This window comes from Nonomuraea thailandensis (assembly GCF_024172165.1).
Classification (GTDB): Bacteria; Actinomycetota; Actinomycetes; order Streptosporangiales; family Streptosporangiaceae; genus Nonomuraea; species Nonomuraea thailandensis.
In genome coordinates, this window is the sequence record NZ_JAMZEB010000002.1 from 11,120,575 (window position 1) to 11,147,184 (window position 26,610).

The window sequence follows — 26,610 nt, forward strand, 5'->3', positions numbered from 1 at the left end:
CTGCCCCGGACGCCTGATTCCTCCCGTCAGTACGGGAGGAATTTTCGTGTTTGCCATGACAGAGGTACCCGGGTCTATCATTACGCCGGTGATACCGGTGACACCCCCTCGCGGCCATATGTCTGGTCTGACTGTTTTATGCACGATAAGGCGTGTATGTGGCAGTGGGTGTGCCACAAGCACTTTGTGATGCCGAGAGTGGCGGCAGCCTTTCAGGGCCGGACGAGAGAGGCACGAGGGCGTAATGGCGAGGCGGCAGGACTGGACCCCGGATGTCGGACTCACGCAAGAAGTCGAGAAGCAGTTCGAGCGAGCTGTCGCATCGTACGAAGCAAATCCCAACCTCATCACTGAGCATGCGAACCACGAAGAGTCGATCCGGGTCGGTGGGTACGCCAACCGTACGCTCCTTGAACTGGTGCAGAACGCGGCGGACGCCATGTCCGGCGGGTCTCCCGATCATTTCGGTGCAGGGCGGGTGGAGATCGTCCTCGACCTGCGGTCCGCGACGCTGTACTGCGCCAATGCCGGACGTCCGTTCTCGAAGAGCGGCTTGACGTCGATCGCACACGCCCATCTCAGTGGCAAGCGCGGTGACGAGATCGGGCGCTTCGGTCTGGGCTTCAAATCGGTCCTGGCGGTGACCGATGCTCCCCAGGTGTACAGCCGATCGGTGTCCTTCGAGTTCAACTCGGACAAGGCAAAGGCGGCGATCAATGCTGTCCGAGCGCCTGTGAAGAGGCTGCCTGCGCTGCGGACCGCCACGCTGATCGATGCTGAGGCGGCGTTCGAGGAAGACCCCCTGCTCGCCGAGTTGGCCGAGTGGGCGACCACGATCGTGAAGCTGCCACGAGCTTCCAACATGGAACGTTTGAATCGGGAAATCCGTAGGTTCCGGTCGGAGTTCCTCCTGTTCGTCACCGAGGTACGCGAAGTGCGGCTTCGTGTCGTCGGGTCCGTGGAGGAGTCCTACAGTACGAGCCACATGTCGAGAGACCTCGGCGACGGCGTCTTCAGGATCGAGCGCCCGAACGGGTCCGGCGACGAGTGGGTCGTGGAGCATCGGATGCACTCTCCGTCCCATGAGGCTCGGCTCGAGGTCGGAGAGGCTGTTTCGCGGGATCAGGTCAAGGTCACGGTCGCGATGCCGTCCCGCCAGGCTCAGCTCAGGGTCGGCGAGTTCTGGTCATACTTCCCTCTGCAGGACAAGACCACCGCCTCGGCGCTGTTCAACGCTCCTTGGAGCGTCAACGACGACCGGACGACGCTGCTCGCGAACACCTACAACCGAGAGATTCTGAAGACTCTCTCCGACATGTTCGTAGGGATGCTTCCCAAGGTTGCGTCGAGTGACGACCCTGCCGCCCACCTTGAGTACATGCCTGCGCGTGGTCGTGAGGTGCTCTCGTTCGGGGACGACATTCTCTCCACTCACGTGCCCAGCATCGCGGCGCAGCGCGAGATCGTTCCAGATGCGACAGGCAGGCTGAGGCTCGCCGGAGAGCTCCGCCCGCTCGACTTCATGGTCAGTGGTGTCTCTGAGCAGGACCACAGGAACTGGATCAGTTCTCCGAACACGGGCAACGACGTCCCGCATTGGCGCTGCTATGCCATCCAACAGCGAATCGCCCGTCTGCGGCAGCTCTGCGTCTTCAGTGTCGCCGAGAGCTTGGAGATCAACCCGCGAGACGAGAAGCGAGCTCTTGAGGCCATGCCGAAACGCGGCATCCTCTCGTGGCTGCGGGAGTGGGCCGAGGGCACGGATCCTGGTTCGGCAGCGAGAGCCTTCGCCTTTGTCGTCAACCATGCGGCCATTGAGGGGATTCAGACCGCGCGGGTGATCCCGACCACGGATGGTTTGTGCGCCTTGAAGGACCGGAGCAACGTCTTCCTGAGGCGGGTCGACGACGTCGACATCGAGGGCGCACGGTTCGTCGCCGAAGACTTTCTCGCGATCCCGAAGATCGAGGAGCATCTACGCCGTCAGGGGTTCCGCGACCTGGACCCCCTCGCCATTCTGCGAGCACGTCTCAACAAGCTTTCTGTCGACTCCGACGACGAGGCGCTGACTAGGTTCTGGGACGCGGTCGTCAACGTTTCGCCGTCAGATGCCGCGAGGTTGCTGTCGAAGGACACGTCGGGACACATCAAGGTGCCTACCGTTGACGGAAGGTGGTCGTGGCCCAGCCAGGTCATGGACATGGACGGACTGGGGGATGAGTTCGGCGGGCGCCTGCTGGACCGATCCCGATGTGTCCCACAGGTCGCTCACGCGGTGGGCGTCGTCCACGATCCCGTGAAGGAGTACCCCACCGAGGACGAGGTCTTCTTCGGGGACTACTACAGATGGGTGAGGGACTTCCTCAACGCCAGGCGAGGGCCGGGCGAACGAGAGATCGAGCGCATCGAGTTCGTCGAGCATACGGGCCCTGGCCCCTTCTCGGTCCTTCTCATGCTGCGAGACGCAGGCGCGCCCGAGCAGCTGCGAGAGAGATGGACGACGCAGCTGTTGGGGTTCGACGATGAATCCTGGACCGTCGAGGATCTCGATTCCCGTCAGACCTACCGGGTGACCTCACCGCTTCGATGGGCGGTCGACCGAGCAGGCGTGCTCCCCTCGACCCGGGGCCGCAGATCTCTACAGAAGATCGTGTCGGCAGCCATGGTCGAGTACGAGGACCTGCTTCCGCTGTACCGAGGGCCTCGAAACATCGAGCCCAAGCTGAACCTGCCCCGTGAGCTGTCTCAGGTGCCGTCGGACGTGCTGCGGGAAGCTCTCGAGGCAGAGCTCTTCCCGCCACGCGTCAAGGATCACACCCTGACGAAGTTCATCATTGCCGCGAGCAGACTCGCGTTCTCGCAAGGACACCCGTCCCGGATCCCGGCTCGTATTGGGCAGGGGATCGAATCACGGCGGCCGGACACGGTCTACATCGCTACCACCGACGAGGAGCTGCGCTTCCTGGCGTCTCGGCAGAAGCCCTACCTCCGAGCAGGCGGTGACGAGGCCGTAGCTCTGGTCGAGGCCGTGGGATGCCGTAGGTTCGAGGACAGTTTCTCCTTCTCCATGCTGATCGAGGGGCAGCAGGACGGCGAACGCATCATCGACCTGTACACCGGACTCCGCTCGACCTACACGGTGGACAAGGTCATGAACGCCACGGTGGCGAGGGCTGTGCACATCGCCAAGCGCGTGACCACCGAGGACGGTGTGGAGGACCAGTCGCTCGACAGGTATGTCGACGGACATGCGTTGATCGTCCAGGCAGACCTCGGCGAGCGGGAAGTCCTGGAGGTCATCAACCAGGCATTCGACCTGGGGTTGGACAACGCCCAACTGAGCGAAGTGCTCAAGGCAGGGCTGGACCAGCGTCTCGAGGAGCAGCGCCAAGCCGCCAAGGCAGCCCTCACCGACGTGGAGCGTCTGGAGGTGTTCTTCGGGGACGACACCCTCCGGGAGGCGTTGCCCAAGGGCCTCTGGTCGGCACTTGAGAGACAAGGCCTGGTGAACAACGCGACGTCTGTCGCGGAACTCTTTCTCACTGTCTACAGAAGCGATTCGATCAGATTGCTTGCCGACCAGTTCCGCGGCGAGGGCTACACGGACGTTCCCACGACGTGGGCCGGCGGGGCGCCGACCATCACGTGGCTTCGCAAGATGGGGTTCGGTGCTGAGTACGCCGGTCAACGGAACGAGCGTCAAGACGACGAGTTCGTCGTTCCTGGAGCCGTCAAGCTGAACCCCCTGCACGATTTCCAGCAAGACCTCAGCACCCGCCTGAGGGACGTCCTGATCAGCAAGGAGCCGAACGGCAACTCGCAAAAGGCCATGGTCGAGCTCCCTACCGGTGCAGGGAAGACTCGCGTGGCGACAGAGACGGTGCTGCGGCTGTTCATCGACGGTGCCCTGAGCGGAACCGTGCTCTGGATCGCGCAGTCCGCCGAGCTCTGCGAACAGGCGGTGCAGACCTTCAGCATGGTATGGCGCGGCCTGGCCGACGAACGACCACTAACGATCGGCAGGCTTTGGGAGAACAATTCGGTGCACGAGCCTGACACGGAGTTCGGCGTCGTCGTGGCCACGGACGCGAAGCTGGCTGTGATCATCGATAGCCCGGAATACGCGTGGTTGAGCAATGCGTCGGCGGTCATTGTCGACGAGGCTCACCGAGCGGGTAGCTCCCCCAGGTACACGAAGATCCTCAGATGGCTCGGTGTGGACGGGCGCAGCTGGGAGCGACCTCTTGTCGGACTTTCCGCAACGCCGTTCAAGGGTTCGCTGGGCAACGACACTCAGACGAAGGAGTTGGCTGCGCGCTTCGGACGCCACATGATCAAGGCATTCGAAGGGGGCGATGCCTACCGGAAGCTGTCCCGGATGGGGGTGCTCGCTCGGGTCCGACACGAAGTGCTTCCGGGGATGGACGTCAGCCTGAAAGATGGCGAGTTGGCGAACATCCGGAAACAGCGCAAGCTCGAACCACAGGTTCTCGATCGGATCGGTCGAGACCAAGCACGTATGGCGATCCTCGTGGACCACATCATGCAGCAGGATCCGGAATGGCCGATCCTCGTGTTCACCCCGAACGTGCTGTCAGCACAGGTGCTCGCGGCGACCCTGCGCTATCGGAAGGTCGAGGCCGCCGCTGTGAGCGGTCAGACCGGTCGGCAGGAACGTCGAGATGTCATCGAGCAGTTCAAGTCGGGAGAGATCCATGTGCTCGCGAACTGCGACCTGCTTATCCAGGGATTTGACGCTCCTGGTGTCCGTGCTCTTTACATCGCCCGCCCGACGTTCAGCCCGAGTGCCTACATCCAGATGGCCGGTCGTGGTCTTCGCGGTCTGGAGAACGGCGGCAAGGAGGAGTGCCTGATCGTGGACATCGCCGACAACTTCGGTGCGGTCAACGACTTTCTCGGCTACCGAGAGTACGAACAGCTCTGGCAGGAGCACCGCACATGATTCTTGTTCCGGACCTCGCGGACATCGAGGCGACAGCGACGAGCGGTGCCGAGCGCCGGGTCGCACGTATCCTGAGTGCGATCGAGGGACCAGAAGGCGCTGTCGCGTTCCACTCGGTGTCTCTCCGTACTCACGGGACCAAGCAGCAGGCGGAGGCCGACTTCGTCGTCCTGTGGGAGAACATCGTCATCGTGGTCGAGGTCAAGGGCGGAGGCGTGAGCAAGCACGACGGCCTCTGGTACACCGTCGACCGACGCGGCGACTGGAAGAGGCTCCGTGAATCCCCGATGCGGCAGGCCCAGTCGGCGATGCACGCGCTACGAGCGATCTTCAACGAGGACGGCATCGGCTGGTACGCAAGCGAGGCAGTCGTCATCACGCCTGACATCGACGCCCCTCCTCCGACGGTCGAGTGGAAGGGCAGCCACTGGTGGGCCAAGGAGGAGATGAGCGTTGCTGCCATGACGGCAGCCTTCAAGGCCGTTGCCGACGGGACGAGGACGCCGCCGCATGGGGTGAAGATCGCGCGTACCGACCTCTTACGGGCACGTCTCTTCGGTGAGTTCACCCGGATGCCGGTCGTCGATGCTCAGCGCGGGGCCGTGATCGAGGAGCAGAACCGCGCGACGGACGACCAGGCGCGTGTGCTGGCCGCACTCTCACGCAACCAGCGAATGATGGTGGTCGGAGGCGCCGGTACCGGGAAGTCCCTCGTGCTGGCGGAGGCCGCGAAACAAGAGGCCGGCGAGGGCAGATCCGTTCTGATCACGTTCCACTCGCCGGCGTTGGTCGGCTTCTTCTCGCCGCGGATCAAAGGCCGTGAGATCGACCTACGCCCCTTCTCCGAACTCGACGGAGAGAGGAAGTACGACGTCGTTCTCGTCGACGAGGCACAGGATCTCATGAACGCCAAGGGAATGGACGCGCTGGACGCCGTCATCAATGGAGGGCGGGCGAAAGGTCGGTGGCGGATGTTCCTGGACCCCAACAACCAGGCACACGTGGACGGCTCCTTCGACCCGGACGTCTACGAACTCGTGTCCGAAGAGGCGTTGCTCCTCGACCTCAACCGCAATGTCCGCAACACGAGGGCGATCGTCCACGTGGTCCAGGAGTACCTGGGGGCCGACATCGGAGATCCGGGAATCGTCAATGGTGAGCGAGTGCACTGGAGATGGGCCGACGCGGAGGCCGATGTAGCCGCCGCGGAGAGCGTTGCACGTCAGCTTGTCGACGACGGTGTCCGTCGCGAAGGCATCTGGATCATCAGAGCCACGTCCGACGCTGCTCCTGTTGCGAGCGCCGCAGGTTTCACCGTGACGAGCCCGCGCTTCGCGAAGGGGTTGGAGGCGGAGCATGTGATCGTCTGCGACCTGCCCGAGCATTATGACGAGCTCGGGCTCGCCGGGTTCTACGTCGCCGTCACCAGACCACGGGTCACGCTTCATGTCGTTGCGTCCAAGGGCGACAAGCAGCGGCTCCAGGAACTCGTCCGGAAGCAGGTCGGGAAGTGAACCTCACCGAGGCACAGCGTGCCGCGCTGCGGCACCTCCGGGACACCTACGTCGGCCCGGACGCGGGACCGGAAGAAGTGACACGCAACCTCCCACATCGGCAGTACGCCGTCGGGATGCTGTTCCCCGCTGCGCCGGAGGCCGACGGTCAGGCTCAGACAGAACCCGAGGACGAGATCTCGGCGGACGTACCCGAGGGAGATCTCGAAGAGGACGGGGCGGCTGTTCCACTGGCCGAGGACTGGCGTCCCTCGTCGGTAGCGATCTCCTTCGTCACCGACGGTGCTTTCGTGGAAGCAAGCCTCTCGTGCGGTACATACACGCAGGAGTTGGTCGAAGGGCCGCCCAAGTGGCGTCGTAGGCCGTTCGCCTCGGACAAGATCTCACTGGCCAAGGGCCGGCGCCCGGAACTTCTCACAGTGGGCGACGTGCCCGTCGAGATCGGGTCACGCTGGCGCGACTTCAGAGGGAACTTCCTGGTCACCGTGCACGTCAGGGTGCTGTCGGAGTCCACCGGAGACGAGCGTCTCGACATCCCTCAAATGCTCTTCCAGGTTGGGCTGTCCGTCAGTCCGGCCGCGGGCGCCCAGTTCATGGAGTACGACACCACCCGGCTGTCCGGCGGCGATCAGGAGACCGCCGAGCTTCGGCTCAGGTACCGCAACCGCAAGGTCTACGCCGTCGGTCACGGGATGGCCGCCGCCTGGGAGGTCACTGACGGTCGCTGTACTACGGTGTTCCTCGAACCGGTGCCGGCTTTCGTCGTGCCTGCTGTCGAGACCACGGGTTTCCCGGAGAACACCCCCGAAGCGCAGTCCCTGGAACTCGCACACCTCATGAGGATGGACTCGGATCCCGAGCCGGTGCTGCAGTCTCTGGATGCGTTCACCGATGCGTTCGCCGAATGGGTGGACGAACAGACGTGGCGGGCCGAAGGATTCGGTGACGAGGCGGAGGTCGCCCGACGAATTGCCGGCCGCTCCCAGGATGCGCTCGAACGAATGCGGGCCGGCGTGGCGCTGCTTCGTGATCCGGCTCAGGGACGCCTTCGTACAGCATTCGCTCTGGGCATGGCGGCGATGCGTCTGCAGATGCGTCAATCCTCGATCAACAGGGGTGGGCCTGGGGCCGGTTCGAAGGAACCACATTGGAGGCCTTTCCAGCTCGGGTTCCTCCTCGTCTCGCTCGCCTCCACAGTCGAGGAGAAGCACGGCGACCGTGACCTCGTCGATCTGATCTGGTTCCCGACCGGCGGTGGCAAGACCGAGGCATACCTGGGCCTCGCAGCGATCGAGATCTTCCACCGGCGACTGCTTCACGGCACGGCGGGGGGCGGCACCGCTGTGATCACCAGGTACACCCTCCGGCTCCTGACGTCTCAACAGTTCCAGCGAGCAGCAGCGCTGATCTGTGCCATGGAGGTGCTGCGTCGCACAGATCCTCGAGTGAAGGGCATGACACCCTTCACGATCGGCCTGTGGGTGGGCAAGGAAGTCACCCCGAACAACCGCCTCGCGGCGAAGGCGGCGCTGGATCGACTGATGAAGGCGGCGCGACCTGAAGAGGCCAACGAGTTCCAGGTGGAGAGCTGCCCCTGGTGCCTGACACCGATGGTGCCCAAGTCCAGAAGCCCACGGCCGAAGGACTACGGCATGCGTCTGCTCGGCAAGGACGTCGTACTGCATTGTGTCGACACCTCGTGTCGATTCAGCGACGAGCTGCCGCTCGCCGTCGTCGACGAGGTCCTGTATGACGAGCCGCCCACGATCCTCTTGGCGACCGTCGACAAGTTCGCCCGGCTCCAGTTCAAGCCCGCTGCGGGAAGGCTTTTGGGCCTCGGAACCCCGTTCAAGCAGCCCTCCATGGTCATTCAGGACGAGCTACATCTTCTGTCCGGGCCGCTGGGCACCACCGTCGCCGTGTTCGACGCCGTGATTCAGGTGCTGCTGAGCCGAATGGGTACCAGCCCTAAAATCGTCGCCTCCACGGCGACCATCCGCGCCTCGGACGAACAGGTGCAAGGGCTCTACGGGCGCAAGGTGGCGCTCTATCCGCCATCAGGGCTGGACGACGACCGGACTTTCTTCTCCCGACCCGTCCAGAACGGCGAAGGACGGCTCTACGTCGGACTCATGCCTCAGTCGGTGTCCCAGCCCTCGGCGGTCATCTCCGCGGTCACTCCGCTCATCGAGATACCCGATGTCCTCTCTACCGGTGGGGAGGCCGTCGTTCCCAGGGATGCCTACTGGACTCTGGTCATGTACCACAACTCCCTGCGCGAGCTCGGACGTACCGGAACGCTCGTCGTCGACGACGTACGGGCGCGACTCGAGCCCCGTGCAGAGCGTCTGGGGCTGCCGCCAAGGACGGTCAGAGCGGAGCGTGTGCTGGAGCTGACGAGCCGGCGGGGAGCGGAGCAGCTTCCGAGCGATCTGCGGGCCCTTCGGGTCCGAGTGGACGAGTCCCCGGCAGCGATCGACGTGGTCCTGTCGTCGAACATGCTCTCCGTCGGCATCGACATTCCCCGGCTCGCCCTGATGCTCATGGTCGGGCAGCCGAAGACGACCGCGGAGTACATCCAGGCCACGAGCCGCGTCGGGCGCGGCGACACCAGGGGCATCGTGGTGACGCTCTTCAGATCGAGTCGTGCCCGGGACCGGTCGCACTTCGAAACCTTCCGCGGATACCACGAGGCGCTCTACCGCAGCGTCGAACCCACGAGCGTCACACCATGGTCGCTGGCGTCGAGGAAGCGCTCACTGGCCGGAGCACTCGTGGCACTGGTGCGGCAATCGTTCAACCAGCTGGCCGAGAACGACACAGCAGGCCGGTTTGACCTCGACGACATGGCACTCAGTAACGCAGTGACGGGTCTTCTCGATCGTTTCCTCACATACGTGGCACGAGCCGACGACCTCGAGGTGGAGGAGACACGACGGGCCGCCTGGAGCCTCTTGCGCGACTGGGACCGCCGAGCGCACTCGGCCCGCGACGCGGACGAGACGTTGGGCTACGAGCGACTGGGGAAGATCGACACCGCGCTGCTCAAGAGGTTCGGGCAGATGGGGGAAGGGTGGCTCGTCGGTGACTCGATGAGGTCGGTGGAGCCAAGTGTGGCCGTGAACGTCCAGGAACCCCAGGAGGAGGCACACCGTGGAGAAGATTAGGCATGACCTGCGGTTGTCGGAGACGATCACACCCTTCGGGGTCGGAGCGATCGTGGACGTCCGAGGTGAGTCCCTGATCGCGCCCGACACCTCCTGGTGGGACAAGAAGTACTGTCCGGAGATCAGCTGTGAGCGACTCCTCGCCAGGCTCGGTCCGGGTACCCTCAGGCAGCCACCGACCCATGCCGGCCATGCGGGCAAGGACACAGCCGCATTGCTCTACTGGCGCTTTCCCGCCTGGCGATTCTGCGAGAGGTGCTCGAAGCTCTCAAAGATGACCGGCAAGAGGCACGGCAAGTGGAGCAACACCTGTGAGTGTGGAGGGCTTCTTGTCCCGATGCGCTACATCGCGATCTGTGAACAGGGCAGCCACGCCCAGGATGTCCCATGGTTCCAGTGGGCGCACAGGGGCCGCGAGGCGGCTCTCGATGATGCCGTTCGCTTCTGTCAGTCCTACAAGGAGCTCCGTTTCGAGAGGTTGTCCGGTCAGGGCGAGGGCCTGGCCTCCCTCCGGGTCAAGTGTTACGGGTGCGGACACGCCAGATCACTGGCAGAGCTCGTGACGAAAGACGCCCTGCAGCGCGACGGCCTCCACTGCGCGGGCCGGCAGCCCTGGGAGCCGAAAGACCCGACGAAGAAGCCGTGCAACCATCGTCTTGTCGCGGTCCAGAGAGGAGCGACGGGAAACTACATCGCCGAACGGATCTCTGCGCTCGACATCCCTGAGGAACGTCCTCAGTCAGCGGAGATCGCTGACAAAGTACGCGGTCATGACTACTTCAAGAGACTCGTCGCGGACAACGGTGGCCCTCAGGCGGAGATGATCGCGGGATGGATTGCCGACGAGCTCGGAGTCGCTCCGAAGACCGTGCTCGAGATCGCGGCAGGGGGCGATGTTCCGGACGACGACGATGTGCTCCTCGACCTCAAGGACGGGGAGTGGGCCGCCTTCCTGAAGAAGCTCGACAGTGGACGAGACCGTACCGGTGGCGACTTTGTCGTCGACGGATGGAGCCTCAAGACAACCTCGGGCCCCGAGAGCCTCGTCAGCCGGATCGCCGGCGTCGGACAGGTACATCGGGTACGCGAGGTGACTGCTCTTCGCGGGTTCAGGCGCTACAGCGCGGAAGCCGATCGCATCACAGCCGACCTCGGAGTCAACCACCAAAAGTTTCCCACCTATCCCGCCATGGAGATGTTCGGCGAAGGGATCTTCCTGAGGTTCGATGAGGACAAACTCGCGCAATGGGAGACGCAACCAGGCGTCCAGGCGCGGGCAGGCATCCTCCTGAAGCGCCGCGCGGGCATCGCATGGGCTGACCGCCTCGACGTCCCCGAGCCGCGCTACATCGCTCTGCACACGTTGTCGCACCTGCTCATCCGTCGCCTTGCATACGCCAGTGGCTACGCGTCAGCCTCCCTTCAGGAACGGATCTACGCGAACTCCGATCGCAAGGACAAGACCGCCGGGATTCTGATCTTCACCGCGGCAGGAGATGTTCAGGGAACTCTTGGAGGACTCGTTCGGCTGGGCCGACCCGAGAAGCTGATCCCGCTACTCGTCTCAGCGCTCGACGACGCGGATGTCTGCTCGAACGACCCGGTATGCATCGAGAGGGACAAGCAGGGTTCGTCGCAACTCAACCTGTCTGCATGCCACGGCTGCTCCCTTGTGAGCGAGACTTCGTGCGAGACGGGCAACAGGTTGCTCGATCGTCAACTGCTGCTTGGAGGAGGAGGCGTCGTCGGCTTCTTGGACGGAGTTCTGGCAGAGGTACGCCAGGCGACCGGTGCAGGAAGAGAAGATCCGGTCTTTCGCCTGTGAAACGGAAACCTCGTTACCGCCAGGCGGTCGACCGGTGAGCAGAGCCCCTACAGTACATAAGAGCTCCCATGGACGCTAGCTGAGTCTACTTCTCGGGGAAGCTCGGTCGTGGCCTACATCGCAGGGGACGTACTCATCTCGCTGCGTCGCACCGAGAACGTCATACACTGCCTCACGGAGGAGGGCACGCTCTGATGCGACTACTGACCACGACGCCTGCGGTTAGTCGCCGCATGAGTCGTCAGCGCAGTCGGAACACGCAGGTTGAAGTTCTGCTTCGCCAGGAGCTCCACCGCGCCGGCCTCCGCTTCCGCGTGCATCGGCGACCCGTACCCGGTCTACGCCGTGAGGCGGATGTCGTATTCGGCCCCGCACGTGTGGCCGTCTTCGTCGACGGGTGCTACTGGCATGGCTGCCCTGAGCATGCGACATGGCCCAAAACGAATGCCGACTTCTGGCGCGAGAAGATCAACCGCAACCGGGAACGTGACCGGGACACTGACCAAAAGCTGATCGATGTCGGCTGGTTGCCCATCCGTGTCTGGGAACACGAGGATCCGGCGGAGGCAGCCAAGAGCATTGTCGTAGTTGTGCGGGCGCGACGGCATTCGTCCAGAGCGTAGCCTTCTCGTCCACCACCGCATGCGAGCGCGTCGTCACCGCTCCAGGACAGTCGACGGGCCGCTATCGATCCCACCGCTTCCGGGAATCCTCGCCACTTATCGGATCTACATGGATACGTTCCGTATTGAAGAGTCGGGCACCCGACCGCAAACCGCCCACTGTAGCATCGCGACGGCCCTCCGCAGCTAAGATCGGCCTATGCACAACACCGGAACCACTGATCCCATCACAGTCGTCGATCTCTTCGCTGGCTGCGGCGGCTTTACGCAGGGGTTCCACGAGTTCCGTCCTAACGGAGCGGAGAGCCTCGGTCCGGTATTCCGCAGCATCACGGCGGTGGAGCACAACCCCGCCGCAGCGGCCACGTACGCTGCCAACTTCGGTAGCCTCCGCACCAATCCGGTAGGACCCGACACACGAATCCATGTCGGCGACATCGAGAAGTGGGAACCCACCGAAGAGGATCTCCACGCGGACGTGATCATCGGAGGCCCTCCATGCCAAGGCTTTTCGGCTTTGAACCGGAAAAAGTTCGGCCTGGAACGCAACCGGCTGTGGGAGGAATTCGTACGCATTGTGGCGGAAATCCGGCCCAAAATTTTTGTCATCGAGAACGTCGATCGCTTCTTGAAATCGGACGAGTTCCAAGACCTCCTCAAGGTCATCCAACCGGGTGGACTACTGGAGCACTACCGTTTGGCGGCTCCCCCGGGAGCAGATCCGAATGACTCGCCGCACGGATGGGCCGACCGGTTCCTGCTGAATTCTGCCGACTACGGTGCCGTTCAAGCGCGGCGACGAGCAGTGGTAATCGGCGTGCGCAAGGATGTCGGCGAGGTCAGGGATTTCCGATACCCGACCGCATCGCATGTCCCGCTTCCAAAGGCGAAGGGGGGGAAGAGGGGCCAGTCCTCCGACCAGCAAAATTTGTTCGATTCCTCGCAGCCTGCCTACTGGCTTCCCGTTGACGGCGTATTCATTGAATCGGGAGCCATGAGAGTCCGCGGGACCGAACTTCCGTCACGTCGCGTACGGTTTTCAGAAATTGACGACTACGTACCGGGTGTTTTCACCACACGAGATCTGCACATCCGCCGAAACCCTCAGCCTCTCTCCCGGGCTCGTTACCGTGCGATCCCACCCGGAGGCAACAGGAACGATCTCTATGGCAAGTGGTACACAATGGACGGAAACGGCAGGATTCGAATCTTTGCAGAACCGAAGCCCGAAGGCGTAAGTACTCATGTGGAGTACCTGTCGACGGAGAGTTGGGATAATCACAGGACGGGTACCGGTGATGTTATGGGGCGGCTTCGCCTGGGTGAGCCTTCAGTCACCATCAGGACGGAATTCTTCAAACCCGAAAAGGGGAGATATCTCCACCCGACCAGGCATCGACCGATAACCCACTACGAAGCCGCCCGCATACAGGGTTTCTCCGTCGACTTCAGGTGGTGCGGGTCGAAGGTTGAGATCGCAAAGCAGATCGGAAATGCTGTCCCAATCCCGCTTGGTCGGGCCATTGCCGGGGCCATATACGACCTCTTGCGGGGTTGATTCCGTGACTTCACGCAGCGCGTTCCGCTAGTGAACCTACGCAGAACCAGAGGTGGGTGATTGGCAAGGTGGCTTGATGAACGGGCGTCATCCGGAGCCAGTACTCTCCCTCGGATCAGGCCTGGGATCCCCCTGGTTGCCAGGGTGCATCTGTCCTGAGTCGCGTGACCGTCTCATTCGTCAACGCATTACACATCTCTCGGACCTGCTGGTCGGACAAGGCCCGCACGTCGAGGAACGCCAGGTACCGACGCAGCCGGGCCGTGACGTCGCGGATCACTGCTCTGCGGGCGGCGTCTGCGGTGAGCTCGGTGACAGCTCGGGCGATCTCCCGTACGAGGCGGGGATCACCGCCGATGCTACGACGTTCCAGGAGCTGGTTGAGGTCGCTCTCGCTCAGGGCAGCCAGGATGTGCTCATGACCGGCGAACACAACGGCCTGCCACCACAATCGAGCCCAGGTGTGCCGGGTCAGGTCAGTGGCAACCCACCGTTCCTTGTTGCCCGGCCCGAAACGCCACATCGTCACATGTGGTAGGGCAACGAGGGAGAGAAAGGACCAAAGGTCTCGGTTACCGGCTTCCGCCCATGACAGATCCAAATGGCCGCGGACCACCTTGGCCGCGTCTCGGTCGAAGGAGATCCGCGCGTCGTTGCCCGCCAGCTCCGGGAAACCGTACTCGCCGGCCAAAGTCGAGACCGCGTCGATCAACTCCCGTATGCGCTTCGGCGCGACACGACCTCCGACAGGGGCCCACGTCTGTTCCGGATGACTGTCGCGTGGGGCGGGAGGTCGTCCCGCGGCGACCTCGGCGTACTCGGCTGCGCCCACGACGGCGGGTAGATGGGGCCACAGTTCGCTCACTGGAAGATCCGCCCCCTACCGAGGTTCCTCACTGCACCTGAGATCTGGGTCCTGAACTCAGCAAGATCCACTGGCGAGGGCGGTGTGACGAGATGCAACGGCGACACGGAGATGGTTCTCGCCAGCACGTCCCCGACGCTGTCGGGCGGCCATTCATCACGTTCCGCGAGTTCTGCGCGGAGATGCAGGCCGAGTTCCAACAGCAACGCGGCGACGCCTGCCTGGAGTTCGTCGAGCAGAGCCTGTTGACGTCTGTCCTTGGCGCCGCGGGCGACCGCTGCGCGCAACTCACGGTCGCGTTTGTTGATGAGCACACGGAACGTTCCGTAGAAGGGTGCGGTCAGGTCTGTGCTCGCCTCCAGATGCCAACTGGCCGTAGGGGAGAGCCGTGTGTAAGCGAAGTCGATCTCGTGCACTGGGAACATGGAGGACATGGTCTCCAGCACTACCCGCTGGACATGCTCCGCGAGCACTGAGCCGGGGACGGAGGCCACGCCGACGCCTTGCCCCACGGCGGTGCCTGCGAGGCTGATGGTGCTGCGGAGCGACAGGGTTCCGGACAGGCGTTCGCCGACGAGTGTCGCGTCGACCGAGGCCATGCCGTTCGAATCGAACCTCACCGCCGACGCGGCTTCGGTCATGTCGGTGGTCGAGCTGGTCCAGGAGACGACCAGCACGACGTCCGCGAGGTCGAGTCCTGTCTCCTGGACGAAGCGCGCGACGTCGACCCTCACTCTTCGTGCTGCTCGCAGATCCGTGCCCGGATCCCAGCCGTCGATCTCATCCGGTAAGAGACTCCACTTGTCCGCGTCGAGCAGGTACCACGGTTCCCACACGACGGTTCCCGGACGCGGTACCAGATAGGGGCGGACGTCAGCCGGCATCGGACGCCTCCTGGCTCACCCGGAAGCGCACGACGGCGTCGGGTACGTGCGTGGCGTAGACGTACCAGTCCGATTCCTCGCCGGCAGGTATGGTGACGGTCCTTCCGCGTGCGACGGTTCCGCCGGCGGATTGCCATTGCATGATCTGCGGAATGGCGGCACCGAGCGGCGGCTCGCTCTCGCGGCCGCCTCCTTCCACCACGACCTCGACGTCTGCGGACAGAACTCTCTTGGCGTCCCCGGCAGGGACCTTGATGTGAGCGACCAGGTATGGCCTTCCCTCGTGGACCTGCAGCAACGGACTTCCCTGCAATCGGGGTCTTCCTCCTCGTCGGAGTGTCGAACCGCCTCCGTGGCCGCTGCCACCACCCCAGCCGCCTCCGCCGCCGGAGCCGCCGCCGTTGGTGTCGGTTCCCCCAGCTCCCCCGCGACCACCGAAGTCGTCGCCAGTATCACCGTCATTCGGCCCTCGGCTCAACCGAGCGGGGACGATGCCGGCGAGCAGCGCCGACAGCTGCCCTAGTCCCTGGCCTCCTGTGCCACCGGCCTGGGGTCCGAGTCCGAGTCGTTCGTCCAGTTGCTTCTGCACGAACGTGCGTGCTCCCTGGACGACTCCTCGTGCGGTTCCGGTCAGGCCCTTGGAGATCCAGTCGTCGTGTGTGGGCGGCTCGGCGGACGCGAACAATACGTCGGCGTCCTCGGATGCCTTGAACACGCCGGCGTAGGCGAGGCGGGGGTCGGGGCGGGGTGGACCGGGAAGGTAGTCGACCACGAGTTCGGCCACGCGCATGCGGGCGACGTGATGGGAGGGACCGTCGAACGGCTTCGCCGCTCCGATCAGGAGGCGGGTGCTCGCACTGTCGGCGGCACCCAGGGCCATGGCGAAGGTGCCGGCGTGCTTGGGCGGGACGGTCCGCGAGAATGCGACTCCGTCCCCCGCTCTGACGTCCTGCAGAGCTTCCACGAAGGGCGCCAACTCGTCGAAGGTGTGGGGTTCGGGAACCGGAACGGCCGATCCGTTGACGCCCACGACGAAGCGCATGTGTCGCCCGTGCTGGTCGGGAACCATCTTCGGCCACAGGTTCCACAGGACTGAGGACGAGATGAAGGTCGCGGCCTCCTCGGGAGTGCGGCCACGTGCGTCCGACTCGGATCCGATGGATCCCAGGTCAGCTGCCAGGATGACGACGTCCGTGCCCGTGCTGCCGTCGTCGAACCCCGGCAATCGCAGGGCCTTGGAGATCGTGTCGGCCTGTGCGGCGAGCATCGGGTCCGGTACGTCGTCCGGCGCCACAAGGCCCCACCAGTGGCGGCCGGTGAAACGTTGCTCGCCGAGGTACCAACTGTGGCCGAGCGCCGCACCCATCAGTCGGCGGGCAGCGGGGCCGTCCGCGGCGGTTTGGGTGTCCACGAGGATCGCGCCCGCCCGGCTGAGTCGATAGAAGATGCCCTTGCCGAATCCGTACGTTCCTCCGCCGAAGCGGTGGTCGCTGGGTTCTCCTACGTTCCGGAGGAACTGCACGAAGTCCGGTGTCTCCTCGCCGTGCGCGCGCTCTCCGGCGCGGAGTGGACCGCCCAGCCCTCTGGTGTTCCGGTCCGAGACCACCAGCACGACGGCCTCAGGACGGAGAGCCTTGTCAAGATCGACTTTCGACTCGCCCGGCGGTCCCGGCAGCAGTACCTCACGCCAGGTGTCGGCGTCGTCGCCGAGCACGCGGATGTCGACGCGGAACTCGACCATGCCGTCGGGCAGGTGTGCGTCCCAGCTGTTCTGCGCCGCCTCCCGTACCAGGACGGTCAACGGGTCGAGCGCGGGTCGCCCCAACTGTTTGACGATGCCCTCAGCCGCGGCGGAGCCCTCCGGAGCGAACGGCTGTGACCACCAACGTATGCTCAACGGACCGCCTCCTCGGCGATTTCTCCCAGCGACGCCCCAGCGCTGAACGGAAGCAGGGCGGCGAGGTCGACCTGATAGCCGAGGCCTTTGACGCCGTCCGGCAACGAGCCCGTGACGAGAGACGACGGGACGACGCGAGGAGTGTCGGGACCGACCACGATCCTGCGTACTTCCTCGATCGCGAACGTGTCCAGGTCGGACCGATCCGGCAGCTCCGACCATCCTGCCGCCGAGAGCCGCGCACGCAGGTCCGCCCGTGACGCGACTGCGCCGCGGAGCTGCTCGACGAGGTCGCTCAGGGTGCGTCCGTCGGGGCCTTCTACCACGCGCAGAAGTATGAGGTCCAATGGTCGTCCGCCGTGGGTGTTCAGCTGCTCCAAGCCGTGGACGATGATGCTGTCGCTTGCGGCGCTCAGGCCTTTCACCTCAAGGCATCGGACGGCTGCCTCGAAGTCGTGCGGTTCGTTCAGCGGCCCTCGCCATGCATCCACAGGGAACCTGGGATCCGCCTCGACGAGGGACATGAGAACGGTGAGTTCCGCGAAGAGGCCCAGTTTGGCCTGACGCGACAGTCCACGCAGCAGACTGCTCCGGAAGAGGCGCCGCCATCGTGTGATGGCGTCGACCGCCGCCGCTGCTGGTCGCCGCGCATCCGCCACGGCCTCCAGTACGTCGGTCACGACCTCGTCGAACTCGGGGAACAGGTCGGACTCGGCGCACGACACGTCGACGTAGGTGATCGCAGGACCGCCGAAGCGGAGCTTGCGGATCACTGTCCCTAGCACCGTAGGCCTGGGATCGGCGGATACGGCCTCGTCACCTGCGGGAACGAGTAGGTGACGGGCACCCGTGCCATCGATCGCCACGCGGCACGGTTCCGCGTGGCATATCACCTCCAGCGGGAAGGCGGCGAGTTCCTTCGCACGCGGCCGGGTCAGGACCGCCCACGCACGCTCCAGCATGGTCGGTTCGATGTCCGTCACGCCATGTCCTCGGTATCGACGCCGAGGACCTCGTCGACGTTCTCGCTCTCCACATCGGTAAGGTCCACTGCGACGTGGGTGGCCTGGATGCTCTTCGTCCGGACGTCGCCGGGGAAGGTGATGCCCAGACCGACCACCGCCTGTGCCGCGCCGAGCGCAGTGCGCGGCGGATGTGCGGCGTCGGCGCTCTGCTGCGGGTTGACAGGTTCGCTCGTCGGGTCGATCAGGTAAAGGACGACCAGGCCACGGTCGTGGTAGACCGGGTGGTTGTTGCGCAGGGCGACGAGTTCGCTCTCGCTCTTCGCCCTCGCCTGCGCGGCCGTCAGGCCGAGGTCCAGTGCGCGGTCCTGCTTGCTCATCAGTGTCTTGATGTCGGCGCGTTCGGCGTTGTGGTCGTTCAGCCGGGATCGGATCGAGTACTTGATGTCCAGGCCGCCCAGTCTCGCGTCCTCACCCTCGCCCGTGACGACGGCGACGGACCACATCGCCAGGCTCGGTGGGTCGCTGGTGAGCTGTTGGTCGATGTACTTGACCATGAGCGACGGCTCCAGATCCGGAGAGTCCTCGTGCACCTGGTACCGGGACAGAGACAGAAAGGTCTTCACGAGTGACACGGGGACGTCGCGGATCAGTCGGGCGGCCCCCAAGTCCTCGACCTGGCCGTGCCGGACCGACTCTTGGACGAGGTTCTCTGCGGCCTGGCGGTTGCTGTCCAACCAATCGACGTCTCGGTGCTTGAAATACCGGGTCTGCAACCGGCGTCCTGCGTAGGAGATGAAGGCCGGCTGGGCGGCGCCCATCTTGGCGGTGATCCGGAGCGACGGGTGCGTCCGAATCCGCACCGCGACCTGGGACGGCGTCAGGTTCTCCCGCTGGTAACGGTCGATGTCGTCGCGCATCTCGTGCTCGACGGTGGCGAGGTGGCGGAACGCCGCGGCGAGGCTCGGTGTCATCCAGATCCTGGGCAGGTCCTCGTACCCCGTCCGGTACCCGAACCAGCGGCCCATCTGGAGCAGTGTGTCGTAAGCCGTCGCCGCTCGGACGAAGAAGCTGACGACGAGCCCTTCCAGCGTCAGTCCTCGGGAGAAGGTGTTGCCGCCCACGGCGATGGCGACCACGGAGGGGTCGGAGTAGTCGAGCCGGTCCTGGCTGCGGTAGTTGTCGAGGACGACGCGCGTGTCGGCGATGACCTTGCTCAGGTGTGGCAGGACCTGGTCGAACGTGTTCTGCGTCCGGTCGAAGTCCTCGGCCGGCACCCGCGACGACTCCTTCTCCCAGAGGTTCCGCCACTCGTCGAGGACCTCGGAGCGTCCGGAGGCGAGGCCGGACATGGCGTGCTTCTGCAGCGCCTGCAAAGGAGCTCGGTAGCTTTCGTGAACCGCGATCTTCACAGACGTGTGGATCAGCATCGTGCTGTGGCCGATGTCGCCACGTGCCCGCCGCGCAGCTGTGGCAAGCCAGAACCAGTGAACGGCCGTCACCAGCTCTCCGATCACGGTTGGGGCGAATCCGTCCGCGGGCTCCTTGCTGCCGGGACGCAGCAGGGGGACGTCCTCCTCGGCGACCAGGCGCACCATGTCGTAACCGTCCGGTGGGCCCTGCTCGTCGGCGGCCTCCCACTCGACGGCGTCGCGGCCGAAGATCTTCTCAGGACCGAAGTAGCCGTCGGGACGCGGCAGGTTGAGGATGAACGACCTCGGATACAGGTCTTCCTGCGTGGGGTCGATGAAGACGTTGGCGAAGGGGGTCGCGGTGTAGCCGACGTACGTGCACCGCGGCATCAGGCCCAGGAGCTTCCGGATGAGCGGGTTGATCCGACCCGTAGCCACCGAGGCTTGGTCCGCCTCGTCGTCGATGATCAGTACCGGTGCGGACGCGAGTGCCTTACGGCTGTTCGGCTTGCCTAGCCATCTGATGAGTTTGTCCAGCACGGCCGCGTTCTTCTTGACGACCGCCAGGACCGTCTTCTCCTCGCTGAGCGCGGCCGACGCCTCGAGGGTCTGTTCGACGAAGTCGCGGGACTCGCCGGTCAGCGTCATCCAGCGGTCGGGATTGAGGTCCTTGAGGTACAGGTCCAGCCGTACCTGAGTCTGGCGGCGCAGCCCGTTGTGGATGCCGGAGAGGACGATGACCAGGCGGTACCGCACGTCCGCCATCTTGGCGATGACCGCGGTGAAGTTGGTGGTCTTCCCACTCTGCACGTACCCCACCACGAGACCTTTCGAGTCCCATGTGGAACGGTCCGGTCGTGGGGTATGGGCGACCACGGTGCTGGACGAGTGGTCCACGGAGTCGATACGTTCGTCCGGCCACCTCTCGGCCTTGAACTGGTCCTTCAGAGCCAACCAGTAACGGTCGGACTCTCCCGGGCCGCTGTACCAGTCGTCCGAGCCGGCCGTGATGATCGGTGGACCGCCGGCCTGTACTTTCGCCTTATCCGCCTCGAACTGACGCCGGAACTTGTCCACGGTCCCCTCGGGCAAGTCCGAGAAGCTGGCTACGGCTGCCTCGACGCCGTGGCGTCTGGCCCAGTCCGCGAAGACGGTGTACAGGCCCAAGACTCATCACCCTTTTCCCTGCTAGGGGAAGAAATTTAGCCGAGAGGAGCAAATATCACCATCAAGCCTCGATGGGAAAGCTCCTCGATCGATAGGATTTGCTCTGAAAAATCCCATAGGTCCCAGGGCTCAGGTGGCTGCATGCGACTACAGGGGCAGATAGGCGCTGGGGTTCGACCGGCCGTCCACGCCCCACATGAATAGTGCTTGTCCTCGACGGGCCGGTTCGGCGTTTGACGTTCGCACGGAGCTGGCTGGCGATGGAGACGACCACCTCGTTCGAGCGGCAGCAGGTCCGCGGGGTGGTATACAGAGGTGTGGTGACCATACGCTCGTCGGCACCAGTGTCGTCGACACCACTTGCAAGTGCTCGACCGCGGAGACCGCGCTCCCGACGAGGACGCTGCCAAGCGGGCAGGTCTCGGCACGGTCGTCGTCGGTGTATTGATAGGCCGCCGCATCCTCGTGTTGGGCGGCAGGACGCGCTTCCCGCACACCCGGACGAGCCCTTCAATCAGGTGGCGCTGGCGGGCCAGCGGCGGGCTCGTCGTCCTTGGCCGTAGTCAAGGGCATGCCGACCGGCATTGCCCATGCTTCGAGTTGGCTACCTGCGCTGGCGTACGGCTCTTGGACGGAGTCCTGAGCATCAGGGACACGACCGAATACGGAGACGCTGGCATCCGCGTCCGGCATCGCACTGAAGGTCTGCGGACATGCCGCTCATCAGCCAGCACGTGACAGAATCTCCTCGACCCAAATGCGAGGACCCGCCTTGCTCTCTCGCCAGGGGCCCACCGAACTGATCAAACGCTTGTCATCGGTAACCTCGGAAATCCATGCCGTCCGGATCTCCGGCCGCACACAGAACATCTGCACGGCCAGAATGCGACGAAACCCCTTCCCCGGACGTCCGGTGAGGGCCGATCCACCAAGCAGAACGGCTTGGGGTTTGAGACTGGCGGCCTGATCGATGAGCTGGTCTGCCTGCTCGACAAAGGGGATGCCGGAATCGTTGACGAAGGCGATCACACCACCGCCTTCGTAGGTCTCAAGTCCCTTGGAGTGGAGAACCGAGGCCGTCCCGTCGGATACCACGACAAGGCGTTCGGCTACCTCCGCATTGCCCACCGCTTCGTTCGCTATGTCCGTTCGCAGACCTTGAGCGATGGCCAAGAGTTCGTCCAAAGACTTCATAGCAGAGAGCCTATCGACGGTCCTGTGGGTGGAGGGCTCACTGCCGGTCTGCAGCCGGCAGGCCACAGGTGGCGGCGCCATCCTTCAACCCGTCCTCCCGCCTTTGGGGCTGTCCCATCAGTGTCCGTGGTCGTCCAGGAGCGTTGTCAGCACGCCCGTTAGCAAGCGCGGACCTCGGCCCTCATGCTCAGTGGCAAGGGCCGGCGAAGTCGGTCCGCGGCTGATCGCCACGTGAGGACGAACGCCGGAGCCCGCTAGAACTGAGAAATCCTCGGCTGCGACGCCCTCTACGAGAAGGGCTACATCGGCGTCGGCGCGGGCAGGGAGATCCTCATCAGCGGTGCCACGCTCGACGGCCCGGGTGTGACTGAGAGCACGTCGAGTTGTTCCTCAAAGGCCGCACCACTGGTGGACGCAGGAGCGCGCACAGTATCTCGCCTGGCCTCGTAGCCACACGTTCAAACTGACACCCCCTCATAGATGCCACCAGCTGCGAGTATTAACCATTGGTTGACACTGCTTGCCCTGGGTCGTACCTTTTTAGCCATTAGTTAACCAATGGTTACGAAGGTGAGGTGCGGTGAGCCTCGGCGAGCGACTGGATCAAGAACTACAGCGGCAGGGGAAGACGCAGGTAGCGCTTGCAGAAGCAGTGGGGGTGTCGCCCGCCACGGTGTCCCAGTGGCGGGCGGGTTCCAAGAAGCCCAGCGTGGCGAACGTCATCAAGATCGGCGAGTGGCTGAGCATTTCGCCTGCCTGGCTCCAGTTTGGCGACGATCCTGCTCCGAGCCGTCCGGTGAACGAGAAGGACCGTGCCGCCTACCAGCGCGACTGCATCTGGTACTACCGCTCAGCCCCGAATGATCAGGGACGAGAACTGGGCAGCGCGGCGGGATTCGTCTTCGAGGGGGGCATCCCGACGCTCGCCCGTGAGACCGGGCAGAACATTCTGGACGAGCGCAAGGACGGCGAGCCGGCCGTCAGGGCAACCTACACCGTGATGGAGTTGTCGGGCCCGCAGCTCGATTCCTTCCTGGCGACGATCAAGTTCGACGAAGTCCGCCACCACCTGGAGGCCGCGAGCCAAAGCCGTCAGAAGGTCGCCACCGTCATCAGGAAGGGGCTGGAGACGCTCGACGCCGATCAGCGCCTGGTGCTTTTGAAGATCGAGGACTTCGGCGCCAATGGGCTGGTGGGGCCCGAGTACGACAACGGCAGGTACATGGCCGTCGTGCGCAACATCCTGGACTCGTTCAAGGATGAGAACGCCGGCGGGTCCTATGGGCTCGGGAAGTCCGTCATGTGGGCGTGCTCGCAGTTCGGGTTGGTCCTCATCAACTCCACGCTCTCCGTATCCCAAGACGGTCGCCGTGAGGGACGGTTCATTGCGCGCATGGAGCTGCCGTGGCACCGCTTGGACAAGGACTATGCAGGCCCGGCGTGGTACGGCGAGTGGGATCCCGAAAAAGAGTGCACGCGATCGTACTGGGGGAATCCGGCGCTCGCGGCGGACGCTCTACTGGATCGCCCAGACGGTCAGTCGGGCACCTCCTTCCTGATCGTCGGCGCATACGATCCGTCCGGCGAGTCGACCACGGTCGAGGAGATGCACGACAGCCTTTGTCGAGCCCTCGCCGACAACTTCTGGCCCGCGATGACCGAGCCGGGCGAGGGCGAGCAAGCCCCGATGGTAGCCCTGGTGCGCTCGGAGCGCAACGGCAGGATCCTCAGGGAGGACGTCGTCGACCCGGCCGCCTACCATCCCGCGAAGGTCGCCATGCTACGAGTGCATTTCGACGAGCTCACCGTCGATACCTTGGAAGCGCCCGGCGATGTCGTCCGGCGCAGCATCCCCCTGAACCTGCCGCGCAGGACGGCGGAGGGGGCCCACGACCATCTTCAGCACGAGGCCGTACTACTGGTGGCCGAGGCCGACGAGGAGAGCGCCGAGATCAATCGGGTCGCCTACACACGCGGCAGTCAGATGATCATTAGGGAGGTTCCTGTCCGCCCGCTGTCCATGGGCTCGCGCCCCTTCCATGCGGTCGTGCTTGCCGGGCTGGGGGCCGGCGCGGAACCGGCCGATCGCGCCGCCGAGCGCTTCCTGCGCGCCGCTGAACCCCCTGAGCACAACCACTGGGTGGTCACCCCGGACTTGTCTCGCTCGTACAGCATCGGGTACCACAAGGCCCTCAGCGACTTCTACGCCGAGGTCGGCAAGACCATCCGCGAGATCGTCGGGCGCCCGAACCGGGATCTATCGGATGGACCGGACGCGCTCAAGGAACTCCTGCGTATCACGCCGCCGTCGGAGGCGACGACCAGGCGCCTGAGGGTCAAGACGGCGATGGGGAACTTGGACGACGAAGGGCGCTGGATCGTCGAGGCGACCGTGACCCTTCCACCGCGTAAGGAGCCGTGGCGTTTCAGCCCGACGATCCGATTCGGAACCGAAACGGGATCCGGCATCTCGGTGATGTGGGAGTCCCTCACCGGCCTGAGCTGCTGCGCCGCCGACGGTGACGTCATCGTCGCCGAAACGGGTGCGCGCAGTGTCCGCTTTCGCGCAGTCACCGACGCCTCCACACACCCGGTGAACGCCCGTTGGGCACGAGTTCTCGTCGATGTGCGGGTCTACAAGGGGAGCACCTCGTGAAGACGATCTTTCCGTACGGCGTCCTCACTGGCGACATTCGGCTGTCGGTCACAAGGGTTCTCATGGACGGCAACATGCTGTCGACGAACTACATCAACCCGGACCTCAGAGAGATCGATTTTGCCGGGCTCGAGTCAGCGAAGTGGGAAGAGGCGATCATCGAGGTCGCCGTCACCGGGCCTGAGCGTGAGCTCACCGGCCGTCAGCCGTGGGAGAAGCCCGCCGTGACACTCCAGCTCAACTGCGGGGCAACCAACTCGCGGCAGGCGGTCACGCTCAATCGGGATCCCCATGCACCAGCCCGGTGGACTGGCAGTATCGAGTTGGACCGTGAGGACTGGTACGGCCGGGGCACCCTGCGGGCGTTCGTACATGCGAGGGTTGAGGGAGTCGACAACCGCATTATTGGGTTCGCCGATGACTGGAGCATATCGTTCAACGACCTGCCCCCCTCCCCGGTCAATGGCAGCATCACGGTCACTTGGGTCGACTTCGCCGGCGACGAGACTCGCCCTTACCTCAAGCAATTCACGCACGACCCCTACTACCTGCGCCTGGACCCCGACGACCCGACCCTGTTCCTCAACCGGGGGTTCGAAGGCCTCGAGGCCCTGCTCGTGGACCGGAAGCACCGCCCGCGACCGGAGAAGGCGCTGCACGACAGCACGCGCGCGAACATCGCAAGCGACGCGTGGTCCGCGATGTTTGCCACCGCCCTCGAAGCAGTCGAGACCGACCCGGAGAACGGCCTGCCTGATTTTCCCTCCGAGGGATGGCGGGAGGTCGTGCTCAAAACCCTACTGGCCCGCATCTACCCGGACCTCAGCCCTTACGATGCGCTCGTCGCGGCAGTGGCGGCCCGTACCTCGGAAGAGGGATCGGGAGATCTGTTCGAGCGCCTGATCCCCGCCGCATCCGGCCAGGTACGCCTACCGCAACTCCTGCGCAGTGGGATCCAGCTGCTGGAGAAGGACACGAAGGACGAGGTGAACGCACAATGACTGGCGTCGCGCTTTCTCTGGAGGACGCCCAGTTCCTCGGTGGCATCGATGCCGCGGTTCGGCTCACGCCGGCCTTCAGACTCGGCATCGAGAACCTCGACGTGGCGGACTACAAGAAACCCGTCCCCGGTGGGCGCAAGCACCCTCTCGAACCCGTCCGGATGGTTCTCGATGAGGCCATGAGGCGCCACACCCGGCAGAACGCGGCCAGCTCCGACTCCTGGCTGGGCCCCAGGCTCCATGCCGCCTTGAGATTGTCCCGCCGCGAGGCTGGTTCTCGAGACGTCTGGCGGTTCCTGGGGCTGTGGGCGGCAGACTATGTCCGGTGGCGGTTCGGACCCGAACCGGACGAAACCGACCCCCAGAAAAGCGCCGCTGGCGAACGCTTCATCGGACCGGACTACAAGCAGGCCCTGGCTCGCCTGTGGTGGATGAGCGAGCTGTTCCGCAACGGCGGCGACTACACCACCGCAGCCCTCGCGCTCACGAACCAGGACATCATCAACAACTTCTTCCGCTCCGGCACAGCCCACCACCGTCCGACAGCTCTGGCGGTGTTGGAAGTCCTGCCCCGTTCAGGGGACGGTCAGCAACTTCCCGACGGTCGCGCTGCGAATGCGCTGTCCAAAGCGATCCAGGTCGCGGCATCCACGCTCCTGCTCGACGCCGTGGCTGTCGACGTCCCGCTAGACGGAGCAGCACGCCGGTACTGGGAGGAGCAGGGGCGGAGCGGGGATTACGATCCCCGCCCCTTCTTCGACGAGCTCCCCGAGGGCCCTGACGACCCTTCGGTGCCGCAGAAATCTCTCGAGATAATGACGAGGCTGCTCGCCGAACTGTTCGCCGAAGCGCCTGTCCGCGGCAGGATAAAGGACTGAACGTACGTGTCGCTCGCCATGTCCGACTGGTTCGACGGTGGCAG

15 protein-coding genes are annotated in these 26,610 nt (G+C 64.5%); 9 read left to right on the forward strand and 6 right to left on the reverse strand.

Annotated elements, in window-relative coordinates:
- Positions 1–244 precede the first annotated feature (244 nt).
- From HD597_RS55690 to HD597_RS55715, 6 genes are all read left to right on the forward strand, one after another.
- Positions 245–4,963: a DEAD/DEAH box helicase gene (locus HD597_RS55690; RefSeq protein WP_253756392.1), complete on the forward strand. Its 4,719-nt coding sequence runs from the start codon at positions 245–247 to the stop codon at positions 4,961–4,963.
- The gene (locus HD597_RS55695) at positions 4,960–6,477 is read left to right on the forward strand and encodes an NERD domain-containing protein (RefSeq protein WP_253756394.1); all 1,518 of its coding nucleotides are present in this window, start codon (positions 4,960–4,962) and stop codon (positions 6,475–6,477) included. Before HD597_RS55690 ends, HD597_RS55695 begins: the two co-directional genes overlap by 4 nt.
- A complete protein-coding gene (locus tag HD597_RS66330) occupies positions 6,474–9,644 on the forward strand; it encodes a helicase-related protein (protein ID WP_253756396.1) in 3,171 nt (1,056 codons plus the stop codon). Before HD597_RS55695 ends, HD597_RS66330 begins: the two co-directional genes overlap by 4 nt.
- Positions 9,631–11,469 (forward strand): MrfA Zn-binding domain-containing protein, encoded by a 1,839-nt coding sequence (gene drmB, locus HD597_RS55705; RefSeq protein WP_253756398.1) that lies wholly within the window; start codon positions 9,631–9,633, stop codon positions 11,467–11,469. The genes HD597_RS66330 and drmB overlap by 14 nt, the downstream gene beginning before the upstream one ends.
- A 233-nt stretch (positions 11,470–11,702) precedes the next feature.
- The gene (locus HD597_RS55710; protein ID WP_253759889.1) at positions 11,703–12,092 is read left to right on the forward strand and encodes a very short patch repair endonuclease; all 390 of its coding nucleotides are present in this window, start codon (positions 11,703–11,705) and stop codon (positions 12,090–12,092) included.
- Between the two features lie 199 nt (positions 12,093–12,291).
- Entirely contained in the window at positions 12,292–13,650 is a 1,359-nt protein-coding gene (locus tag HD597_RS55715; RefSeq protein WP_253756400.1) for a DNA cytosine methyltransferase, read from the forward strand.
- A gap of 115 nt (positions 13,651–13,765) precedes the next feature.
- Here HD597_RS55715 and HD597_RS55720 read toward each other — a convergent pair whose 3' ends face one another.
- From HD597_RS55720 to HD597_RS55745, 6 genes are all read right to left on the reverse strand, one after another.
- Positions 13,766–14,515 carry a DUF6339 family protein gene (locus HD597_RS55720; protein ID WP_486348744.1) on the reverse strand — a complete coding sequence of 250 codons (750 nt, stop codon included), beginning with the start codon at positions 14,513–14,515 and terminating at the stop codon, positions 13,766–13,768.
- Complete coding sequence (locus tag HD597_RS55725) at positions 14,512–15,399, reverse strand: hypothetical protein (RefSeq protein WP_253756404.1); 888 nt, start codon at positions 15,397–15,399, stop codon at positions 14,512–14,514. The genes HD597_RS55720 and HD597_RS55725 overlap by 4 nt, the downstream gene beginning before the upstream one ends.
- Complete coding sequence (locus tag HD597_RS55730; RefSeq protein WP_253756406.1) at positions 15,389–17,296, reverse strand: type 2 periplasmic-binding domain-containing protein; 1,908 nt, start codon at positions 17,294–17,296, stop codon at positions 15,389–15,391. Before HD597_RS55730 ends, HD597_RS55725 begins: the two co-directional genes overlap by 11 nt.
- Positions 17,293–18,279, reverse strand: coding sequence for a PD-(D/E)XK motif protein (locus HD597_RS55735; RefSeq protein WP_253756408.1), 987 nt, complete (start codon positions 18,277–18,279; stop codon positions 17,293–17,295). Before HD597_RS55735 ends, HD597_RS55730 begins: the two co-directional genes overlap by 4 nt.
- Positions 18,276–20,762, reverse strand: a complete 2,487-nt coding sequence (locus tag HD597_RS55740; RefSeq protein WP_253756410.1) for a Z1 domain-containing protein — start codon at positions 20,760–20,762, stop codon at positions 18,276–18,278. Before HD597_RS55740 ends, HD597_RS55735 begins: the two co-directional genes overlap by 4 nt.
- A 798-nt stretch (positions 20,763–21,560) precedes the next feature.
- On the reverse strand, positions 21,561–22,031 hold the full coding sequence (locus tag HD597_RS55745) for a hypothetical protein (RefSeq protein WP_253756412.1): 471 nt from the start codon (positions 22,029–22,031) through the stop codon (positions 21,561–21,563).
- 580 nt (positions 22,032–22,611) lie between these two features.
- Between HD597_RS55745 and HD597_RS55750 the strand changes: the two genes are divergently transcribed.
- The 3 genes from HD597_RS55750 to HD597_RS55760 are packed head-to-tail and all read left to right on the forward strand — an operon-like array spanning position 22,612 to position 26,566.
- Positions 22,612–24,687, forward strand: a complete 2,076-nt coding sequence (locus tag HD597_RS55750) for a helix-turn-helix domain-containing protein (protein ID WP_253756414.1) — start codon at positions 22,612–22,614, stop codon at positions 24,685–24,687.
- Positions 24,684–25,688 (forward strand): hypothetical protein, encoded by a 1,005-nt coding sequence (locus HD597_RS55755; RefSeq protein WP_253756416.1) that lies wholly within the window; start codon positions 24,684–24,686, stop codon positions 25,686–25,688. Before HD597_RS55750 ends, HD597_RS55755 begins: the two co-directional genes overlap by 4 nt.
- Positions 25,685–26,566, forward strand: a complete 882-nt coding sequence (locus tag HD597_RS55760; RefSeq protein WP_253756418.1) for a DUF6339 family protein — start codon at positions 25,685–25,687, stop codon at positions 26,564–26,566. Before HD597_RS55755 ends, HD597_RS55760 begins: the two co-directional genes overlap by 4 nt.
- The last annotated feature ends 44 nt before the right edge of the window (positions 26,567–26,610 follow it).

Excerpts from the sequence above, each read along its gene's own strand:
- HD597_RS55690 (WP_253756392.1), top strand. The coding sequence starts at position 245 with ATGGCGAGGCGGCAGGACTGGACCCCGGATGTCGGACTCACGCAAGAA.
- HD597_RS55695 (WP_253756394.1), top strand. The coding sequence starts at position 4,960 with ATGATTCTTGTTCCGGACCTCGCGGACATCGAGGCGACAGCGACGAGC.
- HD597_RS55710 (WP_253759889.1), top strand. The coding sequence starts at position 11,703 with ATGAGTCGTCAGCGCAGTCGGAACACGCAGGTTGAAGTTCTGCTTCGC.
- HD597_RS55715 (WP_253756400.1), top strand. The coding sequence starts at position 12,292 with ATGCACAACACCGGAACCACTGATCCCATCACAGTCGTCGATCTCTTC.
- HD597_RS55725 (WP_253756404.1), bottom strand. The coding sequence starts at position 15,399 with ATGCCGGCTGACGTCCGCCCCTATCTGGTACCGCGTCCGGGAACCGTC.
- HD597_RS55745 (WP_253756412.1), bottom strand. The coding sequence starts at position 22,031 with ATGAAGTCTTTGGACGAACTCTTGGCCATCGCTCAAGGTCTGCGAACG.
- HD597_RS55760 (WP_253756418.1), top strand. The coding sequence starts at position 25,685 with ATGACTGGCGTCGCGCTTTCTCTGGAGGACGCCCAGTTCCTCGGTGGC.